General features: G+C 44.4%; 19 protein-coding genes. 14 read left to right on the top strand and 5 right to left on the bottom strand.

Going from position 1 to position 15,996, the window contains the following annotated elements:
- Positions 1-63: 63 nt before the first annotated feature.
- The 3 genes from flgA (at position 64) to NX845_RS09550 (ending at position 1,799) form a co-directional block, all read left to right on the top strand.
- The gene (flgA, locus tag NX845_RS09560; RefSeq protein ID WP_017085300.1) at positions 64-810 is read left to right on the top strand and encodes a flagellar basal body P-ring formation chaperone FlgA; all 747 of its coding nucleotides are present in this window, start codon (positions 64-66) and stop codon (positions 808-810) included.
- A gap of 179 nt (positions 811-989) precedes the next feature.
- Positions 990-1,307, top strand: a complete 318-nt coding sequence (gene flgM, locus NX845_RS09555; protein WP_004736171.1) for a flagellar biosynthesis anti-sigma factor FlgM — start codon at positions 990-992, stop codon at positions 1,305-1,307.
- Between the two features lie 66 nt (positions 1,308-1,373).
- The gene (locus NX845_RS09550) at positions 1,374-1,799 is read left to right on the top strand and encodes a flagella synthesis protein FlgN (protein ID WP_004736170.1); all 426 of its coding nucleotides are present in this window, start codon (positions 1,374-1,376) and stop codon (positions 1,797-1,799) included.
- Between the two features lie 281 nt (positions 1,800-2,080).
- Here the strand turns inward: NX845_RS09550 and flgP are convergent, their stop codons facing one another.
- Both flgP and NX845_RS09540 read right to left on the bottom strand, forming a co-directional pair.
- On the bottom strand, positions 2,081-2,512 hold the full coding sequence (flgP, locus tag NX845_RS09545) for a flagellar assembly lipoprotein FlgP (protein WP_017095996.1): 432 nt from the start codon (positions 2,510-2,512) through the stop codon (positions 2,081-2,083).
- Positions 2,513-2,521: 9 nt separating this feature from the next.
- Positions 2,522-3,157, bottom strand: coding sequence for a FlgO family outer membrane protein (locus tag NX845_RS09540; protein ID WP_004736167.1), 636 nt, complete (start codon positions 3,155-3,157; stop codon positions 2,522-2,524).
- A gap of 192 nt (positions 3,158-3,349) precedes the next feature.
- Between NX845_RS09540 and NX845_RS09535 the strand changes: the two genes are divergently transcribed.
- Positions 3,350-4,483, top strand: a complete 1,134-nt coding sequence (locus tag NX845_RS09535; protein ID WP_065682140.1) for a flagellar assembly protein FlgT — start codon at positions 3,350-3,352, stop codon at positions 4,481-4,483.
- Positions 4,484-4,622: 139 nt separating this feature from the next.
- Positions 4,623-5,129 (top strand): hypothetical protein, encoded by a 507-nt coding sequence (locus NX845_RS09530; RefSeq protein WP_017095994.1) that lies wholly within the window; start codon positions 4,623-4,625, stop codon positions 5,127-5,129.
- A gap of 141 nt (positions 5,130-5,270) precedes the next feature.
- Here NX845_RS09530 and NX845_RS09525 read toward each other — a convergent pair whose 3' ends face one another.
- Genes NX845_RS09525 through NX845_RS09515 form a run of 3 tightly spaced genes read right to left on the bottom strand, consistent with a single transcriptional unit; the run spans position 5,271 to position 8,027 of the window.
- A complete protein-coding gene (locus NX845_RS09525; RefSeq protein WP_260256782.1) occupies positions 5,271-6,512 on the bottom strand; it encodes an NAD(P)/FAD-dependent oxidoreductase in 1,242 nt (413 codons plus the stop codon).
- Between the two features lie 23 nt (positions 6,513-6,535).
- Positions 6,536-7,609, bottom strand: a complete 1,074-nt coding sequence (locus tag NX845_RS09520) for a methyltransferase (protein WP_017095992.1) — start codon at positions 7,607-7,609, stop codon at positions 6,536-6,538.
- Positions 7,610-7,637: 28 nt separating this feature from the next.
- A complete protein-coding gene (locus tag NX845_RS09515) occupies positions 7,638-8,027 on the bottom strand; it encodes a hypothetical protein (RefSeq protein ID WP_017084503.1) in 390 nt (129 codons plus the stop codon).
- 72 nt (positions 8,028-8,099) lie between these two features.
- Here NX845_RS09515 and NX845_RS09510 point away from each other — a divergent pair, with 72 nt between their 5' ends.
- From NX845_RS09510 to hutH, 9 genes are all read left to right on the top strand, one after another.
- Complete coding sequence (locus tag NX845_RS09510) at positions 8,100-8,849, top strand: beta-ketoacyl synthase chain length factor (protein ID WP_017095991.1); 750 nt, start codon at positions 8,100-8,102, stop codon at positions 8,847-8,849.
- Complete coding sequence (locus NX845_RS09505) at positions 8,846-9,616, top strand: 1-acyl-sn-glycerol-3-phosphate acyltransferase (RefSeq protein WP_017095990.1); 771 nt, start codon at positions 8,846-8,848, stop codon at positions 9,614-9,616. The genes NX845_RS09510 and NX845_RS09505 overlap by 4 nt, the downstream gene beginning before the upstream one ends.
- 105 nt (positions 9,617-9,721) lie before the next feature.
- Positions 9,722-9,982: a phosphopantetheine-binding protein gene (locus NX845_RS09500; protein ID WP_004736154.1), complete on the top strand. Its 261-nt coding sequence runs from the start codon at positions 9,722-9,724 to the stop codon at positions 9,980-9,982.
- 10 nt (positions 9,983-9,992) lie between these two features.
- Complete coding sequence (locus NX845_RS09495) at positions 9,993-10,250, top strand: acyl carrier protein (protein WP_004736153.1); 258 nt, start codon at positions 9,993-9,995, stop codon at positions 10,248-10,250.
- A complete protein-coding gene (locus NX845_RS09490) occupies positions 10,250-10,807 on the top strand; it encodes a septation protein IspZ (RefSeq protein WP_017076838.1) in 558 nt (185 codons plus the stop codon). The genes NX845_RS09495 and NX845_RS09490 overlap by 1 nt, the downstream gene beginning before the upstream one ends.
- Positions 10,808-10,813: 6 nt before the next feature.
- Positions 10,814-12,202: an AMP-binding protein gene (locus NX845_RS09485; protein WP_260256781.1), complete on the top strand. Its 1,389-nt coding sequence runs from the start codon at positions 10,814-10,816 to the stop codon at positions 12,200-12,202.
- Positions 12,203-12,291: 89 nt separating this feature from the next.
- The gene (locus NX845_RS09480) at positions 12,292-12,654 is read left to right on the top strand and encodes a hypothetical protein (RefSeq protein ID WP_004736149.1); all 363 of its coding nucleotides are present in this window, start codon (positions 12,292-12,294) and stop codon (positions 12,652-12,654) included.
- On the top strand, positions 12,647-14,470 hold the full coding sequence (locus NX845_RS09475; RefSeq protein WP_108162441.1) for a glycosyltransferase: 1,824 nt from the start codon (positions 12,647-12,649) through the stop codon (positions 14,468-14,470). The genes NX845_RS09480 and NX845_RS09475 overlap by 8 nt, the downstream gene beginning before the upstream one ends.
- The gene (gene hutH, locus NX845_RS09470; protein WP_017088088.1) at positions 14,448-15,995 is read left to right on the top strand and encodes a histidine ammonia-lyase; all 1,548 of its coding nucleotides are present in this window, start codon (positions 14,448-14,450) and stop codon (positions 15,993-15,995) included. Before NX845_RS09475 ends, hutH begins: the two co-directional genes overlap by 23 nt.
- The last annotated feature ends 1 nt before the right edge of the window (position 15,996 follow it).

Here is a 15,996-nt window from a genome sequence, read left to right as displayed (position 1 = left end):
ATCAAACTTTTTTGTATAAAAAGTGTTAGTCTACTGCAGGCTACGAACCACTAGAGAAACGGAATGATATATCATAAAACAAATCTGCCGCTTTTTTCCATAGCAATGTGTAGAGCTACTTTTAAAACTGTCGCTAAGTTTATCGGCATTTTATCAATATTGTTTAGTTTTTTTGTACAAGCTGCGACTCCAGAGCAAATTGAAATGATTCAGTCTGCGGCTGAGCAACACATCCTAGAGACAGTTGAGCAGCCACAAGGCGGCGAACTCTTTGTTAACTCAGCAAATGTGGACTCTAGAATCAAAGCAACAGATTGCCCTATTCCTCTAGATACCAGCGCCTCAACCACCAGCAATACCCGTAGTAGCATTACGGTTTTAGTGCAATGTGTTCCTGATGAGTGGCGAGTTTACGTGCCGGTACGCCTTTCAATGTCAGTACCACTAGTTACAACAACACGCTCACTAGCAAGAGGCGAAATCGTTGGTCAATACGATGTCACCACCGCTATGATTTCGCTTAACAAGTTTCGTCGCCAAGGTTTCACCGCTCCCCAACAAGTGATCGGCGCTAAGGTAAAAAAGAACCTGAGGCCAGGTGATGTTGTCGAAAGAGGCGATATCTGTGTCGTATGCCGAAACGAGAAGGTTATCATACAGGCAGTAAAAGGTGGCATGACCATTACCACCAAAGGGACTGCGCTTACGGATGGCTCAATGGGTGATCAAGTAAGAGTGAAAAATGATAAATCACAGCGTATAATTGAAGGTATTGTTACCAGCATGTCTGAAGTCACGGTTTACTTTTAACTCTTTACTTCTAAATTGACGGTATCGTTAGTTATTTTGCTCTCAACTTTAACGCCAAAATATAACGGCTGCGGTGTTTTGTCCCTTTTCGACTATTGAGCTAAAAATTGTTAAAGTATTCGAACCCTTGGTCGATATTGATTGTACAGGTTCCCATTTTTGAAGAAAAAGGCTTAACTATGGCAGGCATTGATAATATTCGTTCAGGGCAAACCCTAACGACCACTAACCGACCAACTGTACGCTCTGATTCTAGCTCTGAGGCATCACGTTCTGATGTGTCAACTAAATCACCAGCAAGCAAAGACGCGGTTTCACTAAGCCAACAAGGCAAAGCGATTGGTCAGCTCCATCAAGACATGGCTGCACAACCAAGCTTTGACTCTGTAAAAGTTGCTGCAATCAAAGAAGCGATTGCGAACGGTTCATACACTGTCGATCCAGAGAAACTGGCTGACAACATGATCAAGTTCGAAGATGAATTAAAAGGCCTTTAAGAAAACACTAACTTTTTATTGAAGTTATTGTCTTAAAGTACACGAGGTTATGAATAGGTTTACGTTATGGCGGCACTAGCAGATTTAGTTAATTTTCAACTTCAAAATGCCAAAGCCTTATCTGAATTATTGAGTTCAGAGAAAACCGCTATTACGAGCCGACAATCAAACGATATTGAGCGAATCGCCAAAGAAAAAGTGGTCCTTGTTGAACAGCTAAGATCAACCGATCAACGAATTGCTACCCATACCAATATCTCAGAATTGACCGAGAACCCTGAACTTGCTCAGTTAGTCGCGACCATCAAGTCCATAGTGCACGACTGCCACCAAGCGAACCTAGTCAATGGCGAAGCCTTGAATCGAGCGCACCTCAGTTTCAAAAAACTCAGTAATATGATGCAGCAAAGCCATGGTAAAATTGGTATGACTTACAATGCCGGTGGCCAAACGCATACGATTTCTACGCTGGGAACCAATGTAAAAGCCTAATTGGGCTAATCTTCTTCGCACAACACCCTTCTTGCTTGTATCTGTATCTGTATCTGTATCTGTATCTGTATCTGTATCTCAGCCTACCCTTCTCGCTACACCGTCAAAGTATCTCTAAATCTGTAAATGCCCCTAATAAACGATAAACACAAAAAAGCGGCAAGTATTTTCATACTTGCCGCTTTTACATTCACTGTCGTTATTTATTGCCGCCCTGCCATCTGGAAAGCGAGAGCAACTTATACAACTCGTCGGTCATATGACTTAAATGGTCATAAAGACTAGAACAGCGTTTGTTGCCTCTTCTCTGGTACAGCTTGAACTTCGCCGTAATCGCGCAACTGTTCCATCTTACGAATATCGAGCTGAAGTTCGGTCACGTAACTATCGCCAACAGGATAACTGCGCACCACTTCAGCACCACGAATCACGCCATCGACAGCACCTGTCGTTCGCTCAGTACCTAATCGCTGATCTGACAGTTCAGCTCGGCCACTCACTCGCATACCATACACTTGCTCGGCAAGCTCACGATAGGCATCAATTTTAGATGCTCTCATGGCACGGATACGTTTCTCTTCGTCATTGCGGCCTGATTGCTCACTGATACTTGCGTAACCAACGGCAACTAAGAAGTCGTCTGGCCTCATACTTTGCAATGGCTGGCAGCCAACAAGCAGTAAGGCAGCAATAACAAATATTAACTTCTTCATCTCGAACTCCTAAGGGCGAAGAATAACGGTGTAAGGCTGAGTCATCGTTGGATCAGAACGAATAATGACACCATCTTGAGTTCGAATACTGTTCAGAGTATCTAGATCTCGACCAATACGATCCGCTGGCAAAAAGCCTTGCGCGGAAGCAACCACTATGCGAGTTTGCATGCCTACCACACGAGCATTAACTAGAACACCGCCCTCTTGGCGAAGCATAGTGCCTGTTAGTACGTACTGTACATCTTGCTCTTGAGCTAAGTCTTTCCAATCGCGGCTTAACGCGAAGTCACCTTGGTGAGTCACTTGAATAGAACCGGTTGTTTTAAAATCAACCACCTTAAATCCACGACGCTGAAACTGATGAATGAAACCTTCTGATACCGAGTTTCCTAACCAGTTTGTTGTGTCCATGTGTTGCAGGTCAACAAACGAAGTAATCGCTATCGGGGTTCTTGCTGAGATACTCGTATTCGAAATGATCAGATCTTCGGTCATACTTTCCACGAAAAAATCCATGGTATGACGAGGGCTATCCATCAACATAAACTGACTGCCTGAATACTCAGACTTGCCGTTATAGATTGGCGAATAAGCACATGAGGTCAATAACATGACACTCATTACTACGAGCCATTTTTTCATTCTCTTATCTCCAGATAGTTTTAGTGCTCCCTGTTCCAATATGTTCTCACCATTATTCTTTTCAATGGATTACAATGTTGGAACAGTCTTTGCTTTTCATTAATGGTTCAGATTAAGAAAAACGCACTTAAGTCAGCTTCAAGCTTATAGTTATTTGTTAAGCAATATTTATACCCAACTGGTAACGAATAGATGAAAAAAATAATTTCTTACTTATTTTCAATAAGTTCACTGATAACCATAAGCTTCAGTGCTCATGCCTCTTGGTATGAAGTTACCGGTACCGCAGCCATCGTATCGTCAGAGGAAACGGCAAGGGTCCATGCGCTGGAAGACGCGGTATATAAAGCAATCCAGTTCTCAGGTGCTGATATTGGTAGTATCTCCAACCTCACGCCCTATCTAGACGCAAACAAGAAAGAGTTTCAATTTACCAATCATGAAGTGCGCTACATCTTGGTAGAAAAAGAGAAAAAACGCAGTGGCAATATAATGGTCACTGCAAGGATCGACATCTATCCTTCGGCAAATGCTTGCCATGAGAGCCAATACAAGAAGACATTTTTGGTCGGCAACATTGATGTGACTTCCCCACAACAAGCTGTAATGGGTAGAATCTATAATATTGGTGATGATTTTAGCCATGTCGTTGACCGACAACTGGCCCAAGAATCTCGTAGCTTTGTTTCTGTTGGTACAACCAATTACGATATCGACAAACGTCGACCGGAAGTGATCAAAATGATCGCACAAGACACGGGAGCACAGTACATTATCGGCGGTGATATCACCGATTTAACTGCGACCATTGAGTCCAAGCTTCTAAAAGACGACATTATAAACCGTCAGTTTGCCTTAGAAATGCAAGTCTTCGATGGCAAAACAGGTCATCAGGTTTATAACCGTAGCTATCGTGAAGTGGCAAAATGGCCTTTTGCTAAGACCAGTGAGGTTGATACGCGCAGTGCTCGTTTCTGGGCATCAACCTACGGCAGTATGATGCTTCGCGTCAGCCGCAATATTATGTTGGACTTAGAATCAGAAGTATCATGTAAAATCACGCTTCCAGAGGTGGCTGCAGTATTTGGTAACACTGTGACCATTGATTTAGGTCGAATGCATGGCGTTCAACAAGGTGACAAACTGCAACTGTGGCACACCGGTTCGTTTATCGACCAACGAGGCTTGCCACGTAATAAGGTCTCTCAAAGCGATATCACGCTGACGGTTTCTCGCGTGTATGAAAATGAAGCCGAGCTCACGATTGATCAACCTAGCCTTGCTGGAAGCATTCAAATTAGTGATGTAATGCAGAAAATCATGTAGTTAGCGACAAGCTCACTTCATAGTTTCTAATAAAGCCTTAGCACTTTTGTTAAGGCTTTATTTTTTTCATGATGATTAGTTTCGGTTTTAACGTATTTGTCGTAACCTTATTAATAACATAATCATCATTTAGCAAACTATGAGCCAGAATAATCTAATTGGTGCGACCGGTTATCGATTTATATCGAAAGGCCAAACCGCTTTTAAAATCCACATCCATACTCCCGAAGATACGGTGTTACATCGTTCTGTCGGTTTTGTTCGTATGGGTGAAGACAAAGCACTAAAGAAAACCATCAAGTTAAGAGATGAGCTTGGCAGACAGCTCTGGGGAAAGTTTTGGCCAAAAGTTCTTAGAGAGCCCTATCTGATGACGCGTTTACCGCACAGTTTAGAACCTAAAATAGTATTCAAACCAAACCCGACTCAGACAGATCCCAAACATCGAGATGAGTGCTACATCGCTAAGTGGCGCGTATTCTCTGAAAGTGGTGAATACAAATACAGGACCAAAGTATGTTCTATACGCAAACACGGTCGACTTGCGGCCTACAGCCAAACCAAACGAGCACTCCTTGAGGCCCACAAAGACGTGATTGAGCTGCTTATCTTTATGGGACGACTGAACAGCATCGACCTGAAGTAGTACCAACTTCAGTAAAGCGAGTAAGCTAAGAATCAGCTTCCCATATTTAGCAGATACAGAAACAGCCGCATTGCGGCTGTTTTGATTTATAGGCTTTATCATTATGGTGCTTTAGCATGTTGCTACACCTTAATCGACCACCTAGCTTCGGCATATCTCCGACAGTGTCGTCAGTCGGCGTTTTGATTCTTTCACATAGGGGTTACTTTGATCCCATGCGTAACCAGCCAAAATAGAACACACCATTTGCTTAATCTTCGGGTTGGGATCTTGATAGAAAATCACATCCTGCAAGGTACCTGAGTACCACCCTTCAACATACGTTCTAAAGGTGTTTACGCCAACCATCAGCGGATCCGCATAATCACGGTCCCAATCAACCTTCTCACCATTGAGCTGCTTTTCCACGCACTCAACCGCAAACTGAGCCGACTTCATGGCAATTGTCACGCCTGATGAAAACACAGGGTCAAGAAACTCACCGGCATTACCCAGCAGCGCATACTTATCTGTTGCAAGGTGCTTTACGTTGGCAGAATAGCCACCGATTTCACCCGCAGGGTTCGGATACTCTGCATTTGCCAATATTTCAGCCAAACCCGGCTCTTCTGTTGCCAGTTGCTTAATCGCGGCAATCTTATCTTGTGGGTATGATTCAAAGAACTTAGGCTCCCCGACAATACCAAACGAAGAAACACCGTTGCTAAATGGAATCAACCAGTACCAAACATCAGGGTTGGTTGGATGCACCGAGATCAGGATTTTGTTACGGTCATATTCTAGATTGGTATCAATTTCTGCAATATGATCGTTAATGTGCGTAAAAATAGCTTTGCGTGGAGGAAGCGATGATGGCTCTTCTAAATCGAGCATCTTCGGTAACACGCGACCAAAACCACTGCCATCCAGCACGTATTGAGCTTCTAGCTGATAGCGTTCTCCATCAAGCACTTGTACGTCTAAAATGGTGCTGTCTTCAGTGAAGTTAATACCCATCAACTCATGTTGATAATCGATGGTCACACCTTGCGCTTCAGCCGTGTCTGCTAACACCTTATCAAAGGCACCTCGCTGAACCTGAAACGTGGTTCCCGGCCCAGCAGAGAACTTATCTTCAAAATTAAACGCGGTGTACACGCCATTTTTACGAAAAGCGGCACCATCTTTGAATTGGAAGTTAGCGTCAGCCACCGCTTCGCTCATGCCAGCTTGTTCAATCACTTCCATGCAAGCCGGTAACAAGCTTTCACCAATGGAAAAGCGCGGGAAAAGGCTCTTTTCAATCACTCGAACATCGATGCCTTTTTTATGAAGCAAAGACGCGGCAATAGACCCTGATGGCCCAGCTCCGATGATCACTACTTGAGTTGACAGTTTTTTCATTATTTAAGCCATGTTTGTTATTTTTATTGCGCGCCAGCTTTCAATTCAAGAAGCGTGTGACCAAGACCAATATCGTCGGTACGAGTTACCACTTCAAAACCCGCTTCTTCAACAATCTCTAAGAAATCTTCACTGCGGTAAAAACGGCTGTTGCCATTTGCCAAGCAAGTGAAGTAAAGAGAGGTCGCGTTTAAGCTATAAGAAGCTGCATCGTATTTCTGTGCATCCCAAAACAGTTCAAGGATATAGACAGTCGCGTCTTCTGACATATGAGAGCGAACACGCTTTAATATGCTCAGAATTTCCATTGGCGAGAAGCAATCAAGGAACTGGCTCATCCACCACACATCCGCGCCTGTCGGCAACGCTTGTTGTTTGTCGAGCATGTTGGCTGGGAATGGCGTCACTCGGTCTCGATGGCCATGTTGTGTCGCATTTGCCATTGCCATTTCTAGTTGCTGTGGCAAATCAACAATCGTAACCTCAACGTCGGAGTCATGGTTGCAGCACTGCATTGCCCACTTACCGGTGTTACCACCGATATCCACCAGCGATTTAGGTTTCTTGCTGAAGACTTTCTCAAGCAAAACAGGGAACGAACGGTCCGAATAGAAGTGATCGAACTTAAACCAACTCTCTTTGGCTTTTTCTGGCAATTGAGACAAGCCTTGGTAAATGGTTTCCCAATCACCCAGCTCCTTCAGGCCGGCAGGTGTGCCTTCTTCAATCGCTTCGGTTAGATGCATCATCGCTGCGTAACAAACATCGGCTGTGAAATCCATGTTTGCGTTAGTCATACCATCGTGCAGAAGGTAAAAACCAAGGTTGGCCATTTTATAGTTAGGTTTGTCCCAAGTAACAATATGAGCACTTAACGCCATATCAAGCAGAACTTTTACGCCGTACTCAGATACGCCCGTTATTTCCGAAAGAGTCTCTGCAGGTAAACCATCATTACCCGCGTCATCTAACGCTTTCAAGATACCTAAATCACGAAGTGTACGGGCAGTATGAAAAACAATGGGAGCGAAAGACAATTTCTGCGCTTCTGTTTTTGCTTCTAATGCGTTGAATGGATCTAATTTATATTCCGACACGAAAAACCTAACTTTAAATAATAGAGGATTACTCAGCTGCCATTTGTGCAAGCTTACGTTTAATATCAACGTTTAAGTTATTAACCCAACGGTTGTAATTACGGTGTATTTCACCATCGTCGTACTTCAAATTCTCTGATTCAACGTAAAGAATAGAGTAAAACTTGTCACTATAAGGAATTTCAATCACAGCATGGTGTGAACGAACATACAGTTCTGCACGGATCAAGCCAGGCTTTATTTCTGAAACCAACCAGCCTCGGTTTTCAGCAGACTCATAAATAGCTGATTTCACCTGTTTACTTTGAAGATTAAGTGCAACTGGAGTATCCTCAACATTCATTACAGGTTGGACACGTCCACACCCTGCAAGAACGAATATGAATAACATTGAAACGGCTATTTTTAGTAATTTCATTTAAATTCCTTACCTGTGTTTATTTATAAGCACGCATAGTATTTAGTTAGACCCAAAGCAAATCAATACTCTATGTCAAATCAATCCCAATTAATGTCGTTTAATATTGAGAAATGGTCTGCAAATTCTGCGGGGCTCAATTCCGTTGCCGAATGGCAAACATGGAGCACAAATTTAGATTGGCCACAAGATGGCTCAACTGAATTTAAAGCCATCCCGCCGATGATGCGTCGCCGAATGAGCCTGCAAAGTAAGCTTGCCGTCCAAACCGCATTGACTCTATTAAAAGACACCTCGGTTGATTTTCTGGTTTTTGCCAGCCGACATGGTGAGCTGCACCGAACTGCCACATTGATTCAAGCAATCTTAGAAGGTGATGACGCCTCACCAATGGCGTTCTCGCAGTCGGTGCACAATACCGCTGCTGGTCTCACAACGATTGCCGCAAAAGCGCCGATTCCACTGACCTCTATCGCTGCTGGGCAAGATACCTTTCATAACGCCCTGATTGAAGCTTACCTTTATCTTCACCAATACCCATCGCATAGTGTCTTAGTCATCGACTTTGACCAACCGCTGCCTGAGCTTTATCAAGAATACGAAACTCAGCACTATGCCGATTATGCTCTGGGTTTAGTGCTCACGACTGGCAGTGAATACTCTATTACTAGAACAGTAGAAGCCAACCAAGTATCTTCCGGGTTACCACAAGGGCTACAAACGCTCCAACATATCTTATTGGGTACAAATAAGTGGACTGTTGCTGGCAAGCACCAAACTTGGTCGTGGATAAATAACGCCAAGACAGGAACACAGCAATGAGCAAGTTAGACCAATATTGGCGAGTGTTTGCGACAGGATTCTGCTTTACCACCTTTGGGCTGGGAGGCTTAGTTCTCAGCTTTTTGATCTTGCCTTCGATCGCACTCACCACATCAAACACCATTCAAAGAGAGCTCAAAGTTCAGCGACTGATTCGCTTCTCATTCAATGCTTTTTGCCAAATCATGAAGTTCACAGGAGCAATTGATTACAGAATTGATGGCGCCGAACTGCTACGTAAAGATCGCAACTGCATCATCGTTGCCAACCATCCGAGCTTAATCGACTATGTGCTGATCGCCTCTCAACTTCCTCAATGTGATTGCCTCGTCAAAGCGGCAATATGGGAAAACCCGTTTATGAAGAGAATTGTTAAAGCAGCGGGTTACATACCCAATCAAGCACCTGATGATCTTTTAGAACGTTGTGAAGAACGCTTTTCACGTGGCAATGTACTGCTGGTTTTTCCCGAAGGGACTCGCACAACACCAGGAATTGAACCATCATTACAACGTGGTGCGGCGCAAATTGCCACTCGAACACAAACCGATTTACGCGTGATTCATATTACGGTTTCTCCGACATTCTTAACGAAAGAGAAAAAATGGTATCAAGTTCCTGCTACGAAACCCTTTTTTCATATCGCGGTGAAAGGTAAAATAGAAGTCGCACCATTTATTGAGAATGCAAATAACTTAACTTCGGCAGCAAGACGCCTTAATCATCATCTTGCACATACTATATTCCCTTCCGAAGAAAACATTTAGCTCATCAATAAAACAACCGGCGATATCGGCATTTCGAAAATACCTCGCATAATGTAGAATCGCCCCCTTAAAGCAGCATTCAGATAAAGCATTAAGTAGGCCAAAGTGGAAACATTACACAACGAACTGAAACAACTGATCATCGACGCATTGAACCTTGAAGACATGAGCATTGATGAGATTGAAACAGAAGCTCCACTATTTGGTGATGGACTTGGACTAGATTCTATCGATGCACTTGAGCTTGGTCTTGCTATCAAGAAAAAGTACAACATTGTTATCGATGCCGACGATTCAAACACTCGACAGCACTTTGCGTCAGTTGAAAATCTAGCGAACTACATCTCTTCTCAAACAAACAACTAGACAGATCTTTATGACACAAGCGAACCAACAAGAAGTATACAATCAGGTTAAAGATGCGCTTATTGAGCTGTTTGAGCTTGATGCCGAAGATATCACGCCTGAAGCACACCTTTATCTCGACCTAGACCTAGACAGCATTGATGCGGTTGATTTGGTCGTTCATTTACAGAACGTAACGGGTAAGAAGATCAAACCTGAAGAGTTCAAAGCAGTGCGCACCGTTAATGACGTTGTGGAGTCTGTGGCTGAACTATTGAAGGACGCCTAATGCGTCCTCTGCTGACTTTATTGTCGGCAATCATACTTTTCACTTATCCAATAGCGGTTTACTTTGGACTCAACAAGTTTGGCCTACAAACCGTTGGCATCGTCTTAGCCGCTATCTTTGCTGTCCGCATTTTCACCGGCGGTCAGGCTAAGATCAAAGAGCTAAAACACCTAGCTTGGATCAGTGGAAGTGCCGGAATTGTTCTACTGGCATTAGGGTTAGCCTTCAAACAGCATGGCTGGTTAACCTATTATCCCGTCATCGTTAATGTTTGTATGTTGGCTGTATTCGCTTCAAGCCTATGGCAACCGCAAACCATTATCGAACGTCTTGCTCGACTCCAAGAGCCTGAACTTCCGCAAAGTGGCGTTGATTACACACGAAAAGTCACCAAAGTTTGGTGTTTGTTCTTTGTTATCAATGGCTCTATCGCCCTTTACACCTGCTTCCAACCTCTTGAAATCTGGACCCTATACAATGGCTTACTCAGCTATTTGTTCGCCGGGTTACTCTTTGCAGGAGAGTGGGTGGTAAGACAGCGCATTCGTCAGAGTTAAATTGTTATGACCCAAACCGTATCTTACATCTCATTGTCTGAACTCCTCAGTCAAAACCGAGCCCCTGAATCTATTGTCTGCTTTGACGACAATAGTGAGATTACTTGGCAAACATTTAACGACGACTTATCTCAACTCGTGAACCTTTTATCTTCATCCCATTTTCAACGAGTTGCGATTTGTACCCAAGACAGCTGCCTATTTTCGGTGGCCTTTTTGGCATGTGCTGTCAGCAAAAAACACATCATCTTACCGGGTAACTATCAACCTTGTGCACTTGCCGAATTGAGTGAACATTTTGACTGCCTGTTAGTTGATGACTCGATTGGTGAAGTTGATGTTAGTAACGTTCGCAATATCCAAAACTTATTGGACTCAAACCCCAAAGCACAACAACCTCTAATCGATAATCTTACGCCCATTGATTTGGCAGCCATCCAATTGACCCTGTTTACTTCAGGTTCAAGTGGTACGCCCAAAGCTATAGACAAAACCTTAGAGCACCTAGATATTGAAATCGCTCAGCTAGATAAAAACTGGGGCGATTTACTTAAGGGCAACCGAGTCCACAGTACGGTCTCACACCAACATATCTATGGTCTGTTGTTCCGAATTTTATGGCCACTTTGTTCTGGTGTTCCATTTGCTCGACACAATCTTGAGTACCCTGAACAAATCCTATCTCACGCTAACAAACAGAGCGTGCTGATCAGTAGCCCTGCGCTACTCAAGCGATTAAAACACGAGACAAAACCTGCACAGCTAGCTGGTGTGTTCTCTTCTGGTGGCCCTTTACCAACCGAATCGGCTCACCAAGCACTTAACTTGTTAGGACATTTGCCCATCGAGGTTTTTGGTAGCACTGAAACCGGCGGTATCGCATTTCGTCAGCAAGAGAGCGCTCAAACACCTTGGCAGCTTTTCGACTGTATTGAGGCTAGTCTCAACAGTGAGAATTGCATTAAGTTATTGTCGCCGTACATCGACAAAAACAACTGGTATCAAACCGCCGATGAGTGCGAAATGGTCTCGAGCAATCAATTCATATTGAAAGGCCGAACCGATCGAGTGATCAAGATAGAAGAAAAACGAGTATCACTGGTTGAAGTCGAAAAGCGACTAGAGCAACTTCCTTGGATCAGTGAGTGCGTGGTGATTCCATTTGAAGAACCTGAGCGCTTAATCTTAGCGTCGGTTTTGGTATTATCAGAGGAAGGCCAAGCGAAACTCGCCACCATGAGTAAAGGTAAATTCTGGTTGATGCTGCGTTCAGAGTTGAGAAAGTGGTTAGAACCGATCGCTATCCCAAGAAAATATCGTGTTGTTGACGAGATTCCCCTCAACAGCCAAGGTAAGCGGTTAACCTCTCACATAGAGCAGCTCGTAAAATCATAGAAATCGCTTATCGTGTTTTACACTGAGACTGTCTTTTTATATTTTTGTCACAACACCCATTTTCAGCCCAAGGATTCTAAGCACGCGCTATGGATAAGAGAAAACCAAACGTCATTGCTGTTGACTCTGTAGAGAAAGAATCGACTTTGACACTCCATGTTACTGGAGACATCACCGATTTTAAGGGGCACTTCAAGGGCTTCCCTATTCTTCCGGGTGTAACACAGATTGATTGGGCACTTCACTATGCAGTTCAAGAGCTGAGTGTCCCTGGTTACTTTAAAGGCATGGAAGTCATCAAATTCCAAGAGCCGATCCTGCCTGATTCGACCATTCAGCTGTCACTCAAGTGGGATGCTGACAAAGATAAGTTGAGCTTTAGTTACACGTCGAACAATGGCGAACAAACTCATTCTTCAGGCAAAATGAAGCTGGGAGAGAAAAGTGAATAGCGCTGAGGCGGTTTCTCAACACGCACTTGAAGAAAGCAACTACAAGGCTTGCTTCCTAATTCCGTGCTTTAACCACGGCGCAACCATGCCCTCGGTGGTCTCATCACTTCTTAATTTCGAAATTCCGATCATTATTGTTGATGATGGCAGTGAACTCGAGACCAAACAGTTTCTGACTCCACTTGCCGATAGCCCAAGCGTGACTTTGGTAACACTTCATCAGAACCAAGGCAAAGGCGGCGCAGTAAAGGCGGGCATTAAGCGAGCGCAAGAGCTCGGCTTTAGTCATGCCATTCAGATTGATGCTGATGGGCAACATGACCTAGACGCCCTACCCGCATTAATCCAAGCTTCACAAACTAAGCCCCAGCACCTTATCTCGGGTCAGCCGGTCTATGACGAAAGCGTGCCTAAGGCAAGGCTCTACGGACGCTACGCGACACATATCTGGGTATGGATAGAAACCCTTTCTTTATCAATTAAAGACAGCATGTGTGGCTTTAGAGCGTATCCAATCGATAAGACGCAAACCGTACTGAATAAATACGATGTCGGTTCGAGAATGGACTTTGATATCGAGATTCTGGTTCGCCTGTATTGGGAAGGCTGCGATATCGACTTCGTTGAAACGCGTGTTATCTACCCAGAGAATGGTATCTCTCATTTCGATGCACTGTGGGACAACGTAAAAATCAGTTGGATGCACACGCGACTGTTCTTCGGCATGCTGCCAAGAGCACCAAAACTGATCGCGCGTCATTTCAAGTCGGATTCAGCGAAGAAGTTATCGGCTGAAAATAGCCAAGATTCCTCGGCAGATTCAAGACAGGTAAATTCCGAACAGATAGGTTCAGAACAACCCCATTGGTCACGTACTCAAGAACGCGGCACTGTGCTGGGAATCAAACTGTTATTGGCCGTTTATACCTTGTTAGGCCGAGGCGTATTTAATCTGATTTTACGCGGTGTGATGCGTTACTACCATCTAACGGGCAAACGTGCACGAAACGCCTCAGAACAGTACCTATTTCAGCTTAAGGCATACGCTGAACAACAGAATATAGAGTTACCCGCTGAATTAACCAGTTATAACCATCTACTCTCGTTTGGCCATACCATGCTAGACAAGTTGGCGGCATGGAAAGGGGATTTTTCGGTCGATAACCTGAGCATTCATGGTCAAGAACAATTTGAGAGCATGGTGGCAAACCAACAAGGTGTGCTGATTCTGGGTTCTCATCTTGGCAATATCGAATTGTGCCGCGCTTTAGGTCGCAGACACTCAAACATCAAAATCAATGCACTGGTTTTCACCGAGCACGCCGAGCGTTTCAATTCGGTGATGAAAGCGGTTAACCCGCAGTCTGATTTAAACCTGATTCAGGTAACGTCAATGGGACCTGATACCGCTATCTTGTTGCAACAGAAACTAGAGCAAGGCGAGTGGATTGTGATTGTTGGCGATAGAACCTCCACCAGCAAAGAGAGCCGTTCAGTATGGGCAGAGTTCTTGGGTAAGGAAGCGCCCTTCCCTCAAGGACCATTTATGTTAGCCTCTGTTCTCAAAGCGCCAGTATTTCTATTATTTGGGCTACGTGATGACTCACAATCTAAGCCACATTTTAATGTCTATTTCGAGCATTTTAGCGACAAGATAGAACTACCCAGAAAGACTCGCGAACAATCTTTACAGCAAGTCGTGCAAAAATACGCAGACCGACTTGAGCACTACACACTGAAAGCACCGCTTCAGTGGTACAACTTTTTTAATTTTTGGACATTGAGCAAGCACCATGACGAAAAAGAATCCAAATAGCATCACCTTTGGTGCCGAACGCCTCACGATTGAGGATGTTGTCGCTATCTCACAAGGCGCAAAAGCCTCGATGAACTCAAGTGAAGCATTCACATCAAAAATCGACCGTGGTGTCGCTTTTTTAGAACGCCTATTGAAAGAAGAAGGCGTGATTTATGGCGTGACAACTGGTTACGGAGATTCATGTACCGTAGCAATTCCACCAAACCTTGTTGATGAATTGCCATTGCATCTAACACGTTTTCACGGCTGTGGTTTAGGAGAAATATTGTCTCACGAACAATCTCGTGCAGTATTAGCAACGCGCCTTTGTTCATTGTCACAAGGTGTATCTGGTGTGACTCATGATTTGCTCAACCAGATCGTTACTCTGATCAACCAAGATATCTCACCACGTATTCCTCAAGAAGGATCGGTGGGTGCCAGTGGCGATTTAACGCCGCTGTCTTACTTAGCGGCCGCACTGATTGGTGAGCGCGATGTTATCTACAAAGGCGAAGTTCGCCCTACTAGTGACGTCTACAAAGAGCTAGGAATTAACCCTATCAAGCTTAAGCCAAAAGAAGGCTTGGCATTGATGAATGGCACGTCAGTAATGACGGCTCTGGCTTGTATCGCCTACAAACGTGCAGAATATCTAGCTCAGCTGTCGACTAAGATAACGGCAATGGTATCTGTGGGTATGCAAGGCAACGACTTCCACTTCGATGAAGCCTTGTTCGCAGTGAAACCTCATCCGGGTCAACAACAAGTTGCTGCATGGCTGCGTGATGACTTACAAGCGGATCGCCCGCCACGTAACAGTGACCGCCTACAAGATCGTTACTCTCTACGTTGTGCTCCACATGTTATTGGTGTGGTTCAAGACTCTCTACCTTGGCTACGCCAAATGATTGAGAACGAGCTAAACAGCGCTAACGATAACCCAATTATCGATGGCGACAATGAGCGCGTACTGCACGGTGGACACTTCTACGGTGGCCATATCGCAATGGCAATGGATACCCTAAAAACAGCGGTAGCCAACCTTGCAGACCTACTTGATCGCCAAATGGCGCAGCTAATGGACTATAAGTTCAATAACGGTCTGCCATTTAACCTAACAGGCGCAGAAGGCGAACGTAAACCAATCAACCACGGTTTCAAAGCGGTACAGATTGGCGTTTCAGCTTGGACAGCAGAAGCATTGAAACACACCATGCCGGCAAGCGTGTTCTCTCGTTCAACCGAGTGCCACAACCAAGACAAAGTCAGTATGGGCACCATCGCAGCTCGTGATTGTTTACGTGTTCTGGAGCTAACAGAGCAAGTAGCAGCGGCATCACTTCTGGCGGGTACACAAGCACTCGAGCTTCGTAAACGTCACAATGAGCTTGATGAGCACCACATGAGTGAAAACCTAAAGTACATTCGCGACGAAGTGCTTAAAGAGTTTGAATTTATCGTAGAAGATCGACCACTTGAAGGCGATCTACGCCACTTCATTGCTCGTATTCAAAGTCAGCACTGGTCACTTTACTCATAGA

The organism is Vibrio sp. NC2, assembly GCF_025195005.1.
GTDB lineage: Bacteria > Pseudomonadota > Gammaproteobacteria > Enterobacterales > Vibrionaceae > Vibrio > Vibrio splendidus.
Note: the sequence above shows the minus strand (reverse complement) of the source record. Positions and strands in the feature narration are given on the sequence as shown.